The sequence below is a fragment of the Bacillus xiapuensis genome, assembly GCF_002797355.1.
Classification (GTDB): Bacteria; Bacillota; Bacilli; order Bacillales; family Domibacillaceae; genus Bacillus_CE; species Bacillus_CE xiapuensis.
Genome location: NZ_KZ454940.1, coordinates 388,587 through 406,575, shown reverse-complemented (window position 1 = coordinate 406,575; position 17,989 = coordinate 388,587). Strand labels below are relative to the sequence as shown.

The window sequence follows — 17,989 nt, the reverse complement described above, 5'->3', positions numbered from 1 at the left end:
CCCTAAAAATTAGACACAGTTATTTCGTCAAGCGGCTTGTGTGAAATGAGTTCGGTGTTGCACCGGACTCATTTTTAATTTGGCTACTAAACGTTTTGTAATAATTTATGTATTTTTCTAATTTTCTTTAAAGTGCTCGCTTTTTTTAAACTCTTTTAAATAAAGGAACTCGGACTTCATAATTCCAAAGAAATCCTCCATCACCGAGTTATCATAACAGTAGCCTTTACGCGACATACTTTGCGCAATGCCTTTTGATGCAAGGGCATCTTCACTAAAATGGCATTAATCGTTTTGCCAATATTCTATTGTATCGCAATGAAGATTGACGAGCTTCGCTACTTCATTTAAGGTATAAGGCTCTTCGTGGTAAAACTTAATAATTGCTAATTTCTCTTCCTTAGAGAAAGAATATTTAGACGTAAAAATATCTCCCCAATAGATAAACAGATTTTATTTTTTAATCTGTTTATCTATTGGGGAGCATATCAACGATTGGGGTGCAGTTCAATTCTATCGTCCGGGTTCTTATAATTAAAAGGCAGAAGTTCGCTGCTTGTAGACGGAATCTGGGAGATTTCGGCCACAAACAGCGAAATACAGTAGACCGCAGCGGTCAGCGCTTCACCGCGCGCTGATAAATTTCTTCATATTTCTCGGCGGCCGCTAAATGCGAGTATTCCTCTTCAATTTTCCGGCGGGCCCGCTCGGCAAGCACTTCGCCTTTTTCCGGGTGATCTAATAAGTCAATCATCGCTGCAGATAGCTCTTCGACATTTTTCTCTTCCGTTAAAATGCCATCGACCTCGTGATTGACAATTTCTTTCAGTCCGCCGACCGCGCAGGCGATTAAAGGTGAGCCTGAGCCCATCGCCTCTAGCGCGGAGATCGAGGTTGCTTCCTCCACTCCAGCGGAATGCACGCTCGGCACAAGCACGACATCAGCCAAGGCGTAATATTCCTTAATGACCTCATGCGGAATGGCGCCTAATAAGTTCACGCTGGCCTGCAGCTTGTGTTCGGCGATCAGTCTCTTCATCTCGTCCATCGCTTCGCCGGTGCCAGCGTAAATCAGCTTGGCATTCGGATATTTCTCCAGCACGGCCGGAAGCGCTAATATCGGGTAGATGACACCGTTTTTCTTCGTTAAGCGGCGCGGCACGAAAAAGACTGGCACATCGGCCTCAATGCCATGCTTCTGGCGGAAATCTTTTTTCTTTTCTTTCTCCGGACGGAACGTATCAATATTAATAAAGTTGCGGATCGCTGTGCCTTCCACGCCTGCTTCCCGCTTCACATAGTCTTTGATGCGCGTATCCACCGTAATAATCTCGCGCGTGCTGCGGTACGCTTTGACCTCTTCCTCCATTAAGAACTTCTCTTCCGGACTGTCTTTTAGAATATTCCCGGCGCTCAGCGCTTCATAGGTTAAATAGCCGTGTACGGTTGAAACAACCGGCATATTGGCATCCAGAGCGGCAAATGTGGCATACACTTCCTGAGCGTTGACGATGTCGTAGTTCTTATGCTTCACCGCTTCCATCAGTTTTTGCAGCATCTTCTTGCGCGTCTTGAGGCCAAAGACAAATCCTTTCCCCTTAGACAGCTTATTCATCAAAAAGCCGGGTCCGCGCACCTTCATATTTTGCGTCAACTCAGGAACATCGCTGAATGACAAGACATCCACTTCATGCCCTCGCGCCTGCAGACCCGCTTTCAACGTTGCCACATGCGTCGACAATCCGCCTGTGTGCGGATAATGGTACACCGTCGCAAGCAAAATCTTCATCGGTCCAAAACCTCGCTCTACATAAATTTTTTCTTCAATAGCTCAATATTCTCCAAAGCATCACGGCGCATGCTCGCGGCATGGTTCGCCACCTTCTTGCTCAACACATCCCGGCGCGCTAGCACATCGCGGGCATGCGCTGTCAATTTCACAGAGTCCAGCTCCTCCAGCCGGAAGGAGTAATCCCACATGCCGGATCGCTTCAGCAAGCTCTCCACCTTCTTATCATAGCTGATGCCGATATGCGGCACCGCCGTCAAAGCGGAGAAAATCAAAGAATGAAGGCGCAAGCCAATCGTCATTTCACAGTCGCCGATGAAGTTTAAATACTGATTCGGCGTGAAATCCCCCGCCAGCAAGTGGCAGGCGTCCGCTCGCTTCATATGCTCCATCACCCGCTTGGATGCGTTGACATCATGATGGCCCTCCATCGGCACAAATACCGGCGTAATGCCCTCTGAAGCAATCAGTTCATCCAGTGATTGCGCCAGCTTTTCGTAATAATCTCCATGCTCAAACCAAGGGCGAACCGATACAGCAACCAGCCGCTCATCGGCGGAAAGAGGCAGACTCTTCATGCAGGCATCATCCTCTTTCTTCTGAAAAGCAAAGACAATATCCGCCGTGACGACCGTCTCCGGACGGGTCACACCTAATTGGTGAAGATAGTCTTTCGAATATTCATCGCGCACAGTCACAAAATCGGCGCGGTTGGCGAATACCTTCATTAATATCTTTCCCCAGGCGGACGTGACAGGCCCGATCCCTTGGGAGAAAAACATGACCTTTGCCCCGCATAACTTCGCCAAAAAAGCGATCAGCAAATAATAAGGCAGCGGTCCGAATAAGAACTTCGTCGGATATGTATCTTGAAGCAGTCCGCCGCCGCCGCTGATCAGAAGATCCGCCTGGCGCAGCGCTTGCACTTTCTCTTTATTCTGGTGGCGCCATCCGCGATAGACCGTCTTGACGTTATGCGCCCGCGCCGTCTGCTCCGGCGACAGGGAAAACACGGTAATATCAACATCATCGATTTCATTTCGCAAATTATCGACAATCGCTTCCAGGATCGCTTCATCCCCGGTATTGCCTAATCCATAAAATCCTGAAACTACAACCCTCAAACGGTTAGCCTCCTTCAAGTCAAATACGCATAAAAAGCTAAACCTCATTTTAACATTTCACCCCCCCACATTCAACGAAATTAGTGCAAGCATTCAGCGAATTTGCTATACTATGTTAAGCAATTACTAAATAATCCACACTAGCATTCAGAAAGGATTTTTCACCCATGCAAAAGATTTGTGTTGTTGGTTTAGGATACATTGGATTGCCGACAGCGGCGGTATTCGCCCGCGCCGGCTTTGATATCGTTGGAGTAGATGTGAACAAGCAAGTAGTCGAGAGGTTAAATAAAGGCGAAGTAATCATTGAAGAGGTCGGATTGCCGGAAGTCGTCAAAGAAGTGGTCGCAGCGGGCAAGCTCCGCGCATCCGTAGCGCCGGAAGCGGCCGATGTCTTCATCATTGCCGTGCCAACGCCGATCCACGAGGACTGCACGGCCAACGTCGAATACGTCAAGAGCGCAACGAAAGCGGTGATTCCTCATCTGAAGGAAGGCAATATTATCATAGTGGAATCGACGATCCCGCCGCGGACGATGGATGATATCGTCGCTCCGCTCATTCGCGAAGCCGGCTTCGATCCCGAGAAGGATGTTCATATCGCTCATTGTCCGGAACGCGTGCTGCCGGGCCGAATTTTAATCGAGCTGGTGGAAAATACGCGCATCGTCGGCGGCTTAACACCGGAGGCAACGAAGAAAGCAGCCGATGTGTACCGTCAAGTCGTCACAGGAGAAGTGCTGGAAACCGAGGCCGTCACAGCGGAAATGTCCAAATTAATGGAGAACACCTTCCGCGATGTCAACATTGCTTTAGCCAATGAGTTGGCAAAGATTTCAGCCCGTCTCGGCGTCGATGCTCATAAAGTGATTGAGCTGGCTAACAGACATCCGCGCGTTAACCTGCATCATCCGGGTCCGGGCGTCGGGGGCCACTGCTTAGCGGTCGATCCGTATTTTATTGTAGAAAAAGCTCCGCAAGAGGCGTTGATGATTCAGCTTTCCCGCGACATCAACAATTCGATGCCTGACTTTGTGATCGAGCAGATCATCAAGCTGACGGCTGAACTGAAAGAACCGAAAATCGCTCTTTGCGGCTTAACGTATAAAGGAAACATCGACGACGTAAGGGAAAGCCCGGCGATCGAAATCGTGCAGAAGGTGCTGGCCAACCCGCGCTTTGATGTCCGCATTCACGACCCGCATATCCGCGCGGAGCAAGTGCCGTTTGAGCTCGTTTCCTTTGAAGAAGCGGTTCAAGGTGCGAACCTTGCCGTCATCTTAACCGATCACAATGAATTTAAAGCACTCAATAAGCAAACGCTGCTTGCGCAAATGGAAACTCCAGTCGTCTTCGATACGAAGAACTGCACCGGCCTGGAGCAGGAAGAGAGCCTGACGGTTCACCGCATCGGCGACTTGACCGGACTCCAAGCGATCAGCATCAGCAAGCCAATTAATAAATGAGGGTGGCGCCAAATGGATAAGGAACAATACTTGGGCGTATCGGTTTCCCCGTATACGTACGATGAGATTATCGATGACATCAGAAGGCGGATGGAAGAAGGCTGGCAGTCGACCGTTATCGCGGTCAACCCGGAGAAGGTCATTACGGCCGGCCGCGACCCGCTCGTGAAGGAACTGATTAACCAATCAACGTACCAGATCCCGGACGGCATCGGCATGATCATCGCCTCCAAGCTGAAGGGCGGCGACATCCGCGAGCGCGTCACTGGCGTCGATATGATGGGCCGGCTGCTGCGGTTCGCCGCAGAGGAAGGGCATGGCGTCTTCTTCTACGGAGCGAAGGAAGAGGTCGTGCGCACCGCCAAGGAGAAGCTTGAAGCCGCCATTCCCGGCTTGCATGTTGCCGGCTATGAAAACGGCTATGTTAAGGATCAGGAAGCGCTGATTGCCAAGATCAAGCAATCCAAAGCGGCCTTGCTTTTCGTTGCTCTCGGCAGCCCGCGGCAGGAGCTGTGGATTCGAGAAAACATGCCGAAGCTTCCCGATGTCAAGGTGTTCCAGGGCGTCGGCGGCAGCTTCGACGTTTATTCTGGCAAAGTGAAGCGGGCGCCTGCTTTCTACCGCAAATTCGGCTTGGAATGGCTCTACCGCCTTATGAAGGAGCCGAAGCGGATCAAGCGCCAAATGGCTTTGCCGCAATTTCTATTGAAAATCTTATTTCAAAAATAAAGAAGAAGGGCTTTAAACCGCTATGCGCTTTAAAGCCTTTCTTTCTATATGGAGGTTTCTATATGAAAGTGCTTCACGTCATCAGCGGCGGAGAAAAGGGAGGCTCGCGCAAGCATGTGATCACGCTGCTGGAACAATTCTCTCCGAAAGAAGTGGCGCTCGCGGTGTTTCAGGAAGGCCAGCTCTCCAAGGAGGCAAGGGAGAGCGGCATCCGCACGGAATGCTTCCCGCAGCGCTCGCGCTACGACCTGTCCGTCTTACGTAAGCTCGCCCGCTTCATTCAGAGCGAAGGCTTCGATCTCCTGCACACACACGGACCGCGCGCCAATCTCTTCGGCCTTTATGTAAAGAAGAAAACCGGCATCCGTTGGGTCACCACCGTTCACAGCGATCCGTCCCTTGATTTCGTCCAATCCGGCTTCAAAGGAAAATTGTTCACCGCTTTAAGCCTGTATGCCGTAAAGAAAATGGACGGCTACTTTGCTGTCTCCGAACGCTTTAAGCAGAACTTAATGAAGCTCGGCATCGACGGCCGCAAAATCCAGACCGTCTACAACGGCATTCGCTTTACGAAGGAGCCGGCAGTGCCCGCAGCGCGCAAGGAGCTTGGTTTGACCGATCAAGACTTCGTGATGGCGATGGTCGCCCGGCTCCATCCGATTAAAGGCCATATGATCGTCTTTGACGCCCTGAAAGCCTTCGACAAAGAAGAGCGGCCGCATTTGCTGCTCGCCGGCGGCGGCCCGATCGAACAAACGCTTATCGAAGAAGTGAACAAGCGCGGGCTGGAAAGCCATGTTCACTTCCTCGGCTTCCGCAGCGACGTCGACCGCCTCTACGCCGCCTCCGACCTCGGCCTGCTCGCTTCCTACAGCGAAAGCTTTCCGCTCGCTTTGCTTGAAGCGGCCAATCAGCATGTGCCGATCGTGACCACCGACGTCGGGGGAGTGGGCGAGCTCATCGACCATGGCCGCACCGGCTGGATTGTGCCGCCGGGAGACGCTAAGGCCTATGCCGAAGCGCTCCGGCAAGCCCTCGGCCGTCAGCGGGCGGGAGAGCTTCAGGCGATGGGCGACCGGCTATATGCCCACGCATCGGAGCGATTCTCCCTCGAACAGCTGGCACATGACACAAGAACCATGTATATGCGCTTAGTTGAAAAATAAGACTATATCACACTCTTGTAACCCTGGAAAGCAGCATTTTCCAGGGTTTTTCTATTCGCGTAAATTGAAAGCGATAACAAAAGAAGAATAATTTTTCAAAGATTACACTGAATGGACAAATATTATTGGAAATAAAACTTTATATTTCCTTGAGATATGGTGTATAATAAGTAAGCTATGGAATTGAAGCAATATATATCCATAATTCTGTTAATATCAGGAAGAATTATGTCAAATAGTTTTCTTCATATTTATAATGTTTACATTTTCATAAATAATGTAAAATATGAAAAAACAGTTGAAAAATAGTAGTGCTTTGATAAAATAGTATTTGAGTTTGTATCTGTTAATACATGTTTATATTACATATATGGCCAATTACTGGAATAAAACAGAGGCAAAACTCTCACGCATCATGAGGAACAGCCAGCTCCACAGCTGGTTGATTTCATAAATTCAAAGAATACTTTACAAAACAGGAGGAACTATTACATGGCTTACCAACCAAAGTCTTATCGTAAATTCGTTGCAACAGCAGCGACAGCGACTCTAGTAGCGACAGCTGTCACTCCGGCATTCGCGGCAGATTTCAAAGATGTCACCGCAGATTACAAAGATGCTGTTAACTATTTAGTTGAAAACAATATTGCAGAAGGTTTAACTGAAACAAAATTCGGCCCAGAAAAAACAATTAAGCGCGGCGATGCGGCAGTAATGATTGCGAACGCTTTGAAATTGGATACGGCTAATGCGCCTGCCTCTCCTTTCAAAGACCTTAACAATCGCGTTAAAGATGCGGTTAACGCTCTTTACGCAGCCGGCATTGTTGGCGGTAAAACCAAGACAACATTCGAGCCTGATACCAGCATTAATCGTGCAGAAATGGCAAAAATCCTAACAAATGCCTACAAATTAGAAGCAGGCGATACGAAGAACAAATTCACAGATGTACAAGTGGGCTGGGATAAGTACGTAGATGCCCTTCTTGCGAACGACATCACAAAAGGGAAAACAGAAACAACTTTCGCTCCTTACCAAGAAGTGACTCGCGGCGAGTTCGCATTATTCATGTACCGCGCGAAAGATTTCTTATACGAAATCCCAGCAGCATCCGCTGTGAAAGTAGCGGACGACAAAACATTAGAAGTAACGCTTAAAGAAGCAAAAGAAGGCTTAAAAGCAGAAAACTTCAAAGTGTTAGTTGACGGCGACAAAGTTGCTCCAAGCGAAGTAAAAGCTGGCGACAAAGGCGCTACTTACAAACTTGCTATCCCAAGCCTTGACAATAAAAAAGGTAAAGTAAGCGTAAACGGTGCAGAAGCTTCTTATGATTTCACTACACCTAAAGTTGAGAGCGCAGTTGCAATTAATGCTAAAGAAATCAAGCTAACTTTCAACAAAGAGCTTAACGAAGCCGCTGCTGAGAAAGTAGCTAACTACAAAATCTATAAAGGCAACGATACTGAAGAGGTAGCCACAGCTAATTACACCGCAGAGCTAGTTGACGGTAAAACAGTTATTTTAACACTGAAAGAAGGTTTCGAGTTAAAAAATAACGAAACTTACAGAGTTAACGCAAAAGGTTTATTAACGAAAGACTACAAAGAAGTTCAAGAGTATAAAGGTACTGCAACAATCTTTGTTGATAAAGAATTACCAACTTTAGCAGAAACTAAAGTAAAAGGTAACCAATTATCATTGAAATTTAATGAGCCTGTAAAAATTGCAAACATTAAAGTTGATGGTAAGGCTACAGAAGCTGGCCCAGTTGATTCATCTGAAGCTGGAAAATATGAAGTTAAATATACTTTAACAAATGATCAAGCTAAAGAAGGCAGCCATAACGTAGTATTATATGGCGTGAAAGATGCAGTAGGTAATGAAACTTCTATTATCAACACATCATATAATGTAACAGCTGATAATTCTAAACCAGCAGTAGAGTCTATTACTTCAGTAGGTACAAAAACATTTGATATTAAACTTAACACTGCAGTAAATTCATTTGGCGATGCTAATGTTGTAATTAAAAAAGGAAATTATACATTCCCAGAGTCACAATACAAAGTTGATAAAGTAACTGATAAGAAAAAACCAAACACTTACCGAGTTACTTTCGAGGACTATGCACTAACGGATAAATCAAATCCTCTTTACGGATCTAAAGAATCAAGTGTATCTTTATCAGTAGAAGTGAAAGATTTCAAAGGAACAAACAACGTTTTTGGAACAAACTACTCTGGTAATATTACATTAGCGAAAGACACTTCAGCGCCAGTTGTACAAGCGGACGCAGTTAACTTTATTGAAGGAAATAATTTGGTTGTTGTATTCAATGAAGAGATTGTAAAAGTTTCTGACTCCGTAACAGTTGTTAAAGATGGTGTCGAGCAAAAAATCAAGAATGTAGCTGTTGATTCTGAAGATGAAAAACGTTTAAAAATTGAATTAGACTTAGCTCAAGGAGTTAAGCCAAGCGGTACGTATGAAGTTGTATTTGGTAAAGGTGCAGTTAAAGACATCGACGATAATGAAAATGCAGCTGTAACAACTAAGGTAGTAACAAAAGCTGAGACTGGGACATTGACGCCTGCAGATACTGCTACTACAGTTGAGAAAATTGCTGGTAAAAACGTTGTGACAATCAATTATGGAGAAAAAATGGCTGACTCAGCTCGTGACCTAGCTAACTACAAAATTGATGGTGTACCGTTAAATGATTCGTTCTATGCTGGAGCAGTAGCTGTGTTTACAGATTCAGATAAAGATACAGTTAAAATCACTTTACCAGCAGATAAACATTCAGTTAATAATGAAGAGAAGCAAATTGAATTCTCAAAAAATATTAAGACTGATGACGGTGAAGTGGTTCAAACTAGTGATGAAAAAGTATACAAAGTTACTAAAAAATTCGCTGACGATAAAGCTCCAACATTAACAAAAGCTGAGTATGTGAAAGCTAAATCATCTGATAATGCTTCTAAAGCTATTAAATTAACATTTGACGAAAATGTTAAAATCGCTGGTGACATTAAAGATGATGTCGTAGTGAAAGTTGGCTCTACTAAGGTCGAAGGTAAAGTAACGGATGGTGTCCACGAAGGTGGAACAGAAGACAAAGGTCTAGAAAATAAAGAATTAATTGTTGTATTAGACCAAGAAGTAAATACTTCTCAATCTGGTACAGTGAATGTGATTGCTGAAGGTAAAGATAACACAGTAATGGCAATTCAAGATTTATTCACTAACAAAGCAGTAGCAAAAGAAGTAACATTAACAGATTCTATCGTTGATTCTGGTATTACTAGCTCAATTCAAGGAAAAGCAACTGCAATCGATGCAGCTAAAGAAGAATTAGCGAAATTGACTTACTCTGCAGCTGACTCAATTGACGATGCTGCGAAATTAACTGCAGCAAAAGAACAAGTTAAAAATGCGGAAGCAAAAGTAGATGATGCAAAAGCTAAAGGTGCAGCAGAAGCAGATTTCGGTGAAGATTTCGCTAAATTAGCAGCTCAAAAAACAGAAATTAATCGTTATGAAGCAAAAATAGCAGCAGATGCTGATGCAAAAGCTTTAGCAGACGCAAAAGCAGATGCAAAAACTAAAATTGAAGCTGCTGAAACAGCAGTTAATGCTTCTAAAACAGTAGCAGATACTAAAGTGGATGAAGCTCAAAAAGCTTTAGATGCTGCTTTAGCACTTAACCCTGCTGATCCAAATAAAGCAGCTTTAGAAACAGCAGTTAATGATGCAAAAGCTGTACAAACTAAAGTTGCAGCTGAAGTTAAAAAAGTAGCGGATGCAAAAGCAGCATACGCGAAAGCTACTACTGTGGAAGATGTTAAGGCTGAAGTAACAAAAGCTGAAGAAGCAGCAAAAGCAGCAGCAGGACTAGTGAAATAATAATCAAACGAACGTTAGTTACTCAGACAACATCTAAGTAATTAAGGATTGAATATTTGTTAATTAGTAGGTAGAGAGTCGATTATTCGGCTCTCTATTTTTTTAGGTGCACCTGGCTATGGTGTAATCTTTAGGGTGAGAGTCCCGAACCTCGAAGGCAGAAGCAGGGAAAGCTGATGACAAGAGTGTCCGTGGTGACGCGGAAACTGAAGGAAGTCGGAGGAAAATCTCCGTCTTAAGGAATACAAACTGCATACAAGGGTGGCTGTTATTGAGTGAGTTTGCAAAGCAAAAATAAGCTCTTACTGTCAAAAGTGACAATGGGGAATTATAGTGCGGATATGGAAAGAAAGAGTACGCTCTTACCTAAGGAGATCTGATGAATACACCAGGCTCCCTTGGTAACCTGTTCGAAGATGTACAGTTGAATCATTAGAAGTCACTTGTCTACTCGAAATGATGAGGAAGGACCGAACAGATGAAGAAGAACGGATACTAGGCGTTCGTTATCTATGATGAAATAGACCATTCTTAATGGAACTTATCAATTGCAGCCCATCTGTCGAAAGAAGAATCCTAAAGTTCGATTAGCCAAACAAATGGTGCAACGGTTGAAGAAGCGAGGAAAAGACATCACGTCAAGATAGCAACCGATCCCGATGGAAAAGTGATTCGGGCTATAGCCCGGTTCTATACAAAATCCTTGATAACACCTACTGGCATTATCAAGGGCTAGAAAGTCAGTATGTCCGTTATACATTCATTGCATCAAACTTAATCTGAATCGCCGTTTACGGAACCGGACGTGCGGTGGTGTGAGAGGGCAGAGGTCTAGTCACCTCCTCCTCGATTTTTAGGGACTTATTGGACATCCTCAAGTAATGGAGGATGTCCAATAAGTTTTTTATCATAAAATGCTTCACTGCTGTTTCAGTCTTTTTCCTTTTCTCTTTCAATAAAATAACTGTCAGTCTTTACTTGTTCAAGTTCCCAACCTTCACTTGAAATGTATATAACTCCTTCGTGTTCAGCAACAATGATTCCTCTGGATGTGATCCCTTTTCGGATGCGCCTGCCCCCTTATTTATGAATTGATACAAGGTAAGCAAACATCTGCATTTTTTCATGGTCAATTATTATGGAAGCTAATCATGGAGGACGATAAAAGGTGGATGTTCCAGCAAGCAGACAATACATTAGGTAAGTTCTATCTCCTAGTCAACCCCCCTGACAAACTAACTGATTAACGCTGCTTACAGAAAAACATAGACTTATATACAAGCCGAAGATATAGCAGGTTGGACAGCACTCTTACCTTTTATGGAGGGGAGTTTTTTTATGACTAACAGGTCTTATTCTATGAATACATCGATTTTTATAATCATGATAGTGCTCAAAAAGGATTAAACGGCCTTAGTCCTATGGAATAGAGAGCTAAAGCTGCTTAAATCATTTTTATTATTTCCCCTGTCTACTTGACAGAGGGCAGTTCAAAGCCTGCGGGGTCTTTCCGTATTATTTTCTTTTTTTTCTTGCGTGAAGACGGAGCGGCGGCTTCACCGATTTCGGCCGCGGCGGTGCCTTGTCCCCGGACATCCGGGGAACCGAGTCCGGCTTTGGATGGATCTTGTTTGCGTTTTCCCATGTGATCAACTCCCTTCTTATTTTCTTCCTTATTGGGAATGCGTATTCGTTTATCATGGCTGAAAAGAAGCGAAAGGGCGAGTGAGCGAGTTTGAATCGAGTTATAGATAGGGAAGAAAGTGAGGCGATGGCTATGAAGAAGGGCTGCTTGATAGGAGCGCTAGCAAGTGCGGCAGGGGCCGCGCTGCTGATGAATAGAGGCAAGTTGCGGCAAGGGCTGGCGGATCCGCCGGGCCGTTGCTCATTTTGTTTTTACTCAGTGGTATGACGTTGCGCATCGCCCAATTGGGGATGATGGAAGCGCTGTATATCAATGGAAGAAAAAAGCGCGAGGGGAGATGGGACAGCCGTAATGCAAATAATGCTTCAGGTGATCGCGCTGCAGAAAATATAGAACAAAGGGAGGAAACAAGGCAACCACTCGCATGAAAGTTTTCTCCAACTCGATAATGGCCGCTGCTTGTCTCACTCGTACTCCCTCATGAATGGATGCTCTATTCGAGTTTGTGTACATCGCCTGACAAGCGTTTTCGTTTTTTCCTCCTAAAAAGAGTGCAGACAAAGCCATTCGAGACTTTGTCTGCACTCCATGGAGAATCATTCACACTAGGATGGGCGATTGTCAAAAGGCCTTGAGCCGGCAGCTAATCGTTCCTCTATGTTCTTCAAGGATTCATGCATTTTGAAGAACACCATCAGCAACTCGCAGTACACTCGTACGAGCAGCGGACCGAGGACGATCGTGAGCAGACCTGTCAGCACGGCAAAACCCCCGCCATATTGGCCTGTTCCGGTAATGATCATGCTGAGACCGGAAAGAATGGATAAAGCGACACCAATCCAAAACAGGACTTTAATAATGGTCGGTGTGATCATTCGGTCAAATTGCAGAAATTTATCCATCTTGTCATCCCTCCTGGCATATAAGAGTATAAGTTCGACATTGCTATCCTATGAGCTTAGAAGAAATAATATTAATGCGTATAGGTAAAGAAATAATTTTTCTGTATTTTGCGGGAGATCAGGCTGGAAAAATGGCTCATGCTGTGGACAGCACGTTCTCTTTGATTGTTAATCGATTTGAAGGAGCAGTTCAGAAGAAGAAAGCTTTCATTGTTAAACTCGACTTTTACTTTTTTCTTATCTAATTTGTGAACTTGATGAATGTGGTTTGGAACGAGCCAGCTGCAAAGGGGGCTTCTAGGTGATATGTGCGGGAAAGCGCAAATTCCCTCATAGGGGCAAATCATCAGGGGTGTTTTTTTAAAGTATGGAAGAAAATACCGCAAGGCTTCAATTCTTCCATCATACGTGCTGTATCTTTCAAGGCAGGCATTGTTCAAAATAGATTTCACGGTTTGCTTTGTGCAATACATACCATCTTCATCATGGATAATCGTGTTGTAATCTGGATGATAGACTCCGCTAAGCGCCATCGTTTTCGAAGAAATGCTATACTTCTCAATCTTCTCCACTATTTTACCCCCTTTGACTAATTCTAGTCATATTATAACAATTATGGATGTTTATTTCTACACAAAAAACGTTTAAATATTTTAAAAACTTTCATCGTTTGATAAAAAATGAGCCCCTATACAGGAAGCAAAAAGGTGATCAATGAACGATCATGATAGACAGTTTCACTGAGCTTGCTTTTATCTTCTATTTTCAGAGTATTCTTACTCTTTCTTCGGACGATCAAAGCTTGGCTTCCTTGGTGATTACGATGTGTTTATACCGGCTATGTGCAGGCTTAGCCCGGACTATGCTCAGTATTTAGAGCAGCTTTCAAAAGCGATGAAAGCATGCACCGACCCAATGGCAGATCTGCAGAAGGGCTCATCCTCTTGGAAATAGCGTGTTAGAAGAACTTATTAAGAGACGAAAGCCGGCCGCAAGCGAGGCCGGTTTTTGTCTGCCAGAAAGAAAGGCTTTGGGCTACTTTTTGAGTGTGGCTTCTTCATGCTGCTTTGGCGGCATCTGAAACGGAAAGGAATGATGGCTGAGCTTATCGAATACCAGCACAAGAATGATCATCACGGCAATAGCAGCCCCTAAAGCGAGCGCGCTTCCTGTTATGCCGGCGATTAGAAAAGCGGTCACGGAGGCGGCGGCATTAACTAAGGCATACGGTGTTTGCGTTTTCACATGATCGATTAAATCGCAGCCTGCTCCAGTCGAAGAGAGAATGGTCGTATCAGAAATGGGCGAGCAATGGTCGCCGAACAGCCCGCCGGACAGCACTGCGGCAATAGCAGCAGGCACGGATACCTCAAGCTCGACTGCTGCCGGAATAGCCAGCGGCAGCAGGATAGCGAAGGTTCCCCATGAGCTTCCGGTGGAGAAAGAAATGACCGCTCCTACCAGGAAGATCATCACCGGAATGAGATATCCGGGCACATTCCCTTCCATCAGCCCGACAAGATATGAAGCGGCTTCCAATTCTTTAATGACTGCCCCGAGCGACCAAGCCAGCACGAGGGTCACTCCGATCGAGACAATGTTTTTCATGCCGGCGATATACATATTCAAAATTTCGCTTGCTTTCTTTATTTTATACAGCAGCATGAAAGCGGCCAGAACCAGACTGGCGAATAGGTAACCCGCTGTTAATGCAACAAGGAATGACAATCCTTCCACTTCTTTAAAAGGAAAACCGAGCGGAACCAATAGAGCAGTCATGACCGCCAGTAAGACGACAATCGGCACCCAGACAAAAAAGGGCTTGGCGCTGCCAGCAGACTGAATGGAAGTGGTCGCTTTGGCTGTCTGTGGCTGCGCGAGACGCTCCGCCCGCACTTCCGCCCGCTTCATCGGGCCGAAATCACACCGGATCAGCGCTAGTAAAGGCACCATTAATAAGACCGAAATGGCGTAGAATTGGAAAGGAATCGCTTTCATAAACGCAGTCAGCTCCGATTCTTTCAGGCCGAGAGCGGAAAATTCTTTGCCGATTAAGCCGATAATATACACCCCCCAGCTGATAAAAGGGATGAGAATAGCCATAGGAGAAGCGGTGGAATCCAGTATCCAGGCAAGCTTTTCCCGCGACATCTTCACCTTATCCGCCAGCTTTTCAAACAAGGGACCGACGATTAGAGGGGAGCCGGAATCAGTAAAGAATACGCCGATTCCACTGAGCCACGCCGCGAATTGAACTTTGCGTTTATTGCCCAGAAAGCGCGACATCTGCCGGGCAAAGGCCGCAGCTCCGCCTGATTTCTCCAGCAGGCTGACAAAGCCGCCGATGCCCATCAGCAAAACGATGACGCCGGCATTATAATGATCTCCCAGCTGGCCAAAGAAATAATCTCCAATCATGAGGTGTATAGCTTTAAAAAGAGAGCCTTCCGCCAGGAACCATACACCTGTCATCACCCCAAAAAACAAAGACACTACGACATTTCGTGTCAAAATGGCCATCACTAAAGCGACAGCCAAAGGCAACATAGACCCAATCCCCATTTTCCTGTTTCCTCCTCTTTATGATGTAAATAGGCTTCTAAGCTAGGCTTATTCCCTCTTTATTATGTATGTAAACATAGGGAGATGAAAATCCTGTTAAATAGAATAGATCCAACAGCCGGCTCTTCCATATGATGTTTGTCCAATGCTATGACACAACGAATTCGAACACGTACCCAAAAGATGCTCATGCCGGTATTGACGTTAAGACTGTTCACGTATAGAGATAGAAGAAAAGAGGAGAAGCCCCGGCTTAAAAAAGAAGACAGTCGCTTCTTTGTTAAGCGCAGGATGGAGAAGAGCGGATTTTTCTTATGAGTAGCATTGGAAGGAACGGATTCTCCACAAATCGGTTCCGTAGTAGACCCAGCGGAAATTCATCCAGCGCCAGCCGGCGATGGAGGTTCTTCCTAAATAAGTAGGATAGAACCAGAAGCTGCGGCCGTTATCAAGCCAAACGTAGGTGTAGCGGTACAAGCATCCCCGGATCGCTCCCGGGTCTACAGCAAAGCCGCCAGCTTGCGACGTTTGCGGCGGATAAGATGGAGGAGCTGCTAATGGCGGCCCTCCTGCCTGTGGTGCGCTTCCCGGCTGCTGGGTTGGAGAAGGCCACCCTCCCGGAAACCCTATTGGTAAACCCTGGGGCATGAATGGAATCTGGCGCTCATCATCAAACGGTTTCTCTGGGGATTCTTGGCTATAGGGATAATCGTTATCCACGGTAAAAACCTCTTTTTCTACAGTCTTGAATTACTGTATGCTGCGCACGAAAATTTGTATAGACGAGAAACTGCTAAGAGACAAACATAGGTCTGTCCTATAACCTAGTGAATGGGCTTATAGGACAGACCGTTTGGATGCCAGCATCAAAGCTGACTGTTAATATCTTCTTTTTTCCGATCTTCAGGAGGATGTTGATCTTTAAAAAATGTGCTCGTTAATTGTTGGTACCACTTTTTGAAGATGGGGTGATCATAGGTAGCCATCCTTTCAACCATGTTGACCCCTTGATAGAAGATCATGCCTTTTTCATCTAATCCGTATCGTTTGGCGTAATCAATGTACAAATCAAAGGCTTCTTCTCCATAATGAGCTTGTGCCTGAGAGTAAGAGTTGATTTCGATGTTGATGCCTGTTCCATACATTTGTGCCTTTAAAAAGGCCATGTGCAGACGTTTCTCTTTATCTTTGAGATGGGATCGGAAGGCGTTGGGCTGTAGAAAGGCCGCGTCAAATCCGTAAGACTTCCATTTCTTGAAATTCGTCGAGGTCGCATGCGGAGAATAAATGAACAAGCGTCCGTCTTCATGTATGCGCTCAGCCACTGCCGGAAGGAGGCGCTCATCTTCATAGCTGCGGACCGTTTCATTCAACCAGTAAAACCCTTTGAAGTTCAAGTGACCGAAATCGTTCTTCTCCCATTCTTCGGCTACTTCGGTGATATACCAATTCACTAGCTCTTTGCGCGATTCGAGATTATTTTCAACCACTTCATCGTTTAATTTTAAAATCGGGTCTTTTTGTTTGGGATAAGGGATTGCAATATAGACATCTACTTGTTTATTCTGCCCCTTTGCCGAAAGATTCAGCTGGTTCAAGGCTCCTTGTTCAGCGAAGGTCCGTTCAATATAGTTTTTCCAATCTATGTAATCCGCTTTGTTTTCAGGTACTTCAGCAAAACGTCCGCCGTCATAGCGAAGCCCTGCAATTATAAACGTTTGGAAGAAGTCTTTTGTTTGGCCGTCCGGTGTCTGATAGCTTGTATAACGGTCAAAATATTCTTTGGAGAAGGTTTCTTTCTCATTAACCCCGTTGTAAATCAAAGTGCCGGCTTTTATATCCGTCTTGTCTTCGCTGGCGAGCTTATCAGAAAACTTGCGGTATTTCGTGCTTGCAGGATGAATCGTTCCCTGCGGATATTCCTCTGCTTTCTTTAAGGCGGAGCCTAAAGAGTCGATCTTGGCGACGACCTCGCCAGCATTGCGAATTTCATAGTAGGCAGGCTGCTGAAATACACGGGATAGAAAAACGGCAAATTGCACACGTGTAATCGGCTCTTTTGGCCGGTATGTCTGATCCTTGTAACCGGTTGTCACACGGTAATAGTCAATCGCGTCAATATATGGGTAGTAGGGGTGATCTTCTTCTATATCCGTAAATTCTGACTTCCCTTTCCCTTCATAGGAAAAAGCCATCGCCAAGGCCTTCGCCATTTCATCTCGCGTTAATGGCTTGTCTGGCTCAAATTTTCCTTCCTCATTCAGCGAAAACCAATTATATTCCATAGTAGCCAATATCTCCCCATAACCAGGTAAAGTAGGAGGAACATCAGGGATCGCAAATTCCTGTTCTTCAGAAGGCTTGGCTGAATCGAGTTCAAGGGCGCGCGCCAGCATTACGGCTGCATCCTTGCGGGTAATGATTTTTCCATATTTGAACTTTCCATTTTCGTAGCCGTTGATCACCCCGTAGGAAGCCATAAATTGAATATCGTCGTACGCCCAATAATGCGGAGGCACATCGGCAAATTCTATCTTTTCTGCTGCGTAGGCTGGTGAGTTTCCGAATAAAACCAGCAGCATACATAGTACGGCTGTTGGCATAAATAAATTCCTCATTATTTCTTCATTCCCTCCACGTTCTTATTTAGATGGTAGGTGCACATTCATCTAGAGACTTGTAATTAAGAATCATACTTAA

At 45.4% G+C, this 17,989-nt stretch carries 13 protein-coding genes and 1 pseudogene; 5 read left to right on the top strand and 9 right to left on the bottom strand.

Annotated elements, in window-relative coordinates:
• Positions 1–27: 27 nt before the first annotated feature.
• The 3 genes and pseudogenes from CEF20_RS13540 to csaB all read right to left on the bottom strand — a co-directional run.
• Positions 28–264, bottom strand: a pseudogene (locus CEF20_RS13540) (IS3 family transposase); the annotation flags it as partial.
• Positions 265–616: 352 nt separating this feature from the next.
• Complete coding sequence (locus CEF20_RS13535) at positions 617–1,789, bottom strand: glycosyltransferase family 4 protein (protein ID WP_100332444.1); 1,173 nt, start codon at positions 1,787–1,789, stop codon at positions 617–619.
• Between the two features lie 17 nt (positions 1,790–1,806).
• Positions 1,807–2,913 carry a polysaccharide pyruvyl transferase CsaB gene (gene csaB / locus CEF20_RS13530; RefSeq protein ID WP_100332443.1) on the bottom strand — a complete coding sequence of 369 codons (1,107 nt, stop codon included), beginning with the start codon at positions 2,911–2,913 and terminating at the stop codon, positions 1,807–1,809.
• Between the two features lie 167 nt (positions 2,914–3,080).
• On the opposite strand from csaB, the gene CEF20_RS13525 reads away from it, so the two are divergent.
• From CEF20_RS13525 to CEF20_RS13510, 4 genes are all read left to right on the top strand, one after another.
• Positions 3,081–4,379, top strand: coding sequence for a nucleotide sugar dehydrogenase (locus CEF20_RS13525; RefSeq protein WP_100332442.1), 1,299 nt, complete (start codon positions 3,081–3,083; stop codon positions 4,377–4,379).
• A gap of 12 nt (positions 4,380–4,391) precedes the next feature.
• Complete coding sequence (locus CEF20_RS13520) at positions 4,392–5,108, top strand: WecB/TagA/CpsF family glycosyltransferase (RefSeq protein ID WP_100332441.1); 717 nt, start codon at positions 4,392–4,394, stop codon at positions 5,106–5,108.
• Positions 5,109–5,170: 62 nt separating this feature from the next.
• The gene (locus tag CEF20_RS13515; protein ID WP_100332440.1) at positions 5,171–6,274 is read left to right on the top strand and encodes a glycosyltransferase; all 1,104 of its coding nucleotides are present in this window, start codon (positions 5,171–5,173) and stop codon (positions 6,272–6,274) included.
• Between the two features lie 492 nt (positions 6,275–6,766).
• Positions 6,767–10,180 (top strand): S-layer homology domain-containing protein, encoded by a 3,414-nt coding sequence (locus CEF20_RS13510; protein ID WP_100332439.1) that lies wholly within the window; start codon positions 6,767–6,769, stop codon positions 10,178–10,180.
• A 1,471-nt stretch (positions 10,181–11,651) separates the two neighbouring features.
• Here CEF20_RS13510 and CEF20_RS13505 read toward each other — a convergent pair.
• A complete protein-coding gene (locus CEF20_RS13505) occupies positions 11,652–11,825 on the bottom strand; it encodes a YuzL family protein (RefSeq protein WP_100332438.1) in 174 nt (57 codons plus the stop codon).
• Positions 11,826–12,088: 263 nt separating this feature from the next.
• Here CEF20_RS13505 and CEF20_RS17140 point away from each other — a divergent pair, with 263 nt between their 5' ends.
• Positions 12,089–12,253: a hypothetical protein gene (locus CEF20_RS17140; protein WP_232713532.1), complete on the top strand. Its 165-nt coding sequence runs from the start codon at positions 12,089–12,091 to the stop codon at positions 12,251–12,253.
• Positions 12,254–12,430: 177 nt separating this feature from the next.
• Here CEF20_RS17140 and CEF20_RS13500 read toward each other — a convergent pair whose 3' ends face one another.
• From CEF20_RS13500 to CEF20_RS13480, 5 genes are all read right to left on the bottom strand, one after another.
• On the bottom strand, positions 12,431–12,727 hold the full coding sequence (locus CEF20_RS13500) for a DUF4282 domain-containing protein (protein ID WP_100332437.1): 297 nt from the start codon (positions 12,725–12,727) through the stop codon (positions 12,431–12,433).
• 71 nt (positions 12,728–12,798) lie between these two features.
• Complete coding sequence (locus tag CEF20_RS13495; RefSeq protein WP_100332436.1) at positions 12,799–13,299, bottom strand: competence protein ComK; 501 nt, start codon at positions 13,297–13,299, stop codon at positions 12,799–12,801.
• Between the two features lie 463 nt (positions 13,300–13,762).
• Positions 13,763–15,289 (bottom strand): Na+/H+ antiporter NhaC family protein, encoded by a 1,527-nt coding sequence (locus CEF20_RS13490; RefSeq protein WP_100332435.1) that lies wholly within the window; start codon positions 15,287–15,289, stop codon positions 13,763–13,765.
• Between the two features lie 312 nt (positions 15,290–15,601).
• Positions 15,602–16,009: a hypothetical protein gene (locus CEF20_RS17135; protein ID WP_232713531.1), complete on the bottom strand. Its 408-nt coding sequence runs from the start codon at positions 16,007–16,009 to the stop codon at positions 15,602–15,604.
• Between the two features lie 146 nt (positions 16,010–16,155).
• Positions 16,156–17,907, bottom strand: a complete 1,752-nt coding sequence (locus tag CEF20_RS13480) for a DUF4855 domain-containing protein (RefSeq protein ID WP_100332434.1) — start codon at positions 17,905–17,907, stop codon at positions 16,156–16,158.
• Positions 17,908–17,989 lie beyond the last annotated feature (82 nt).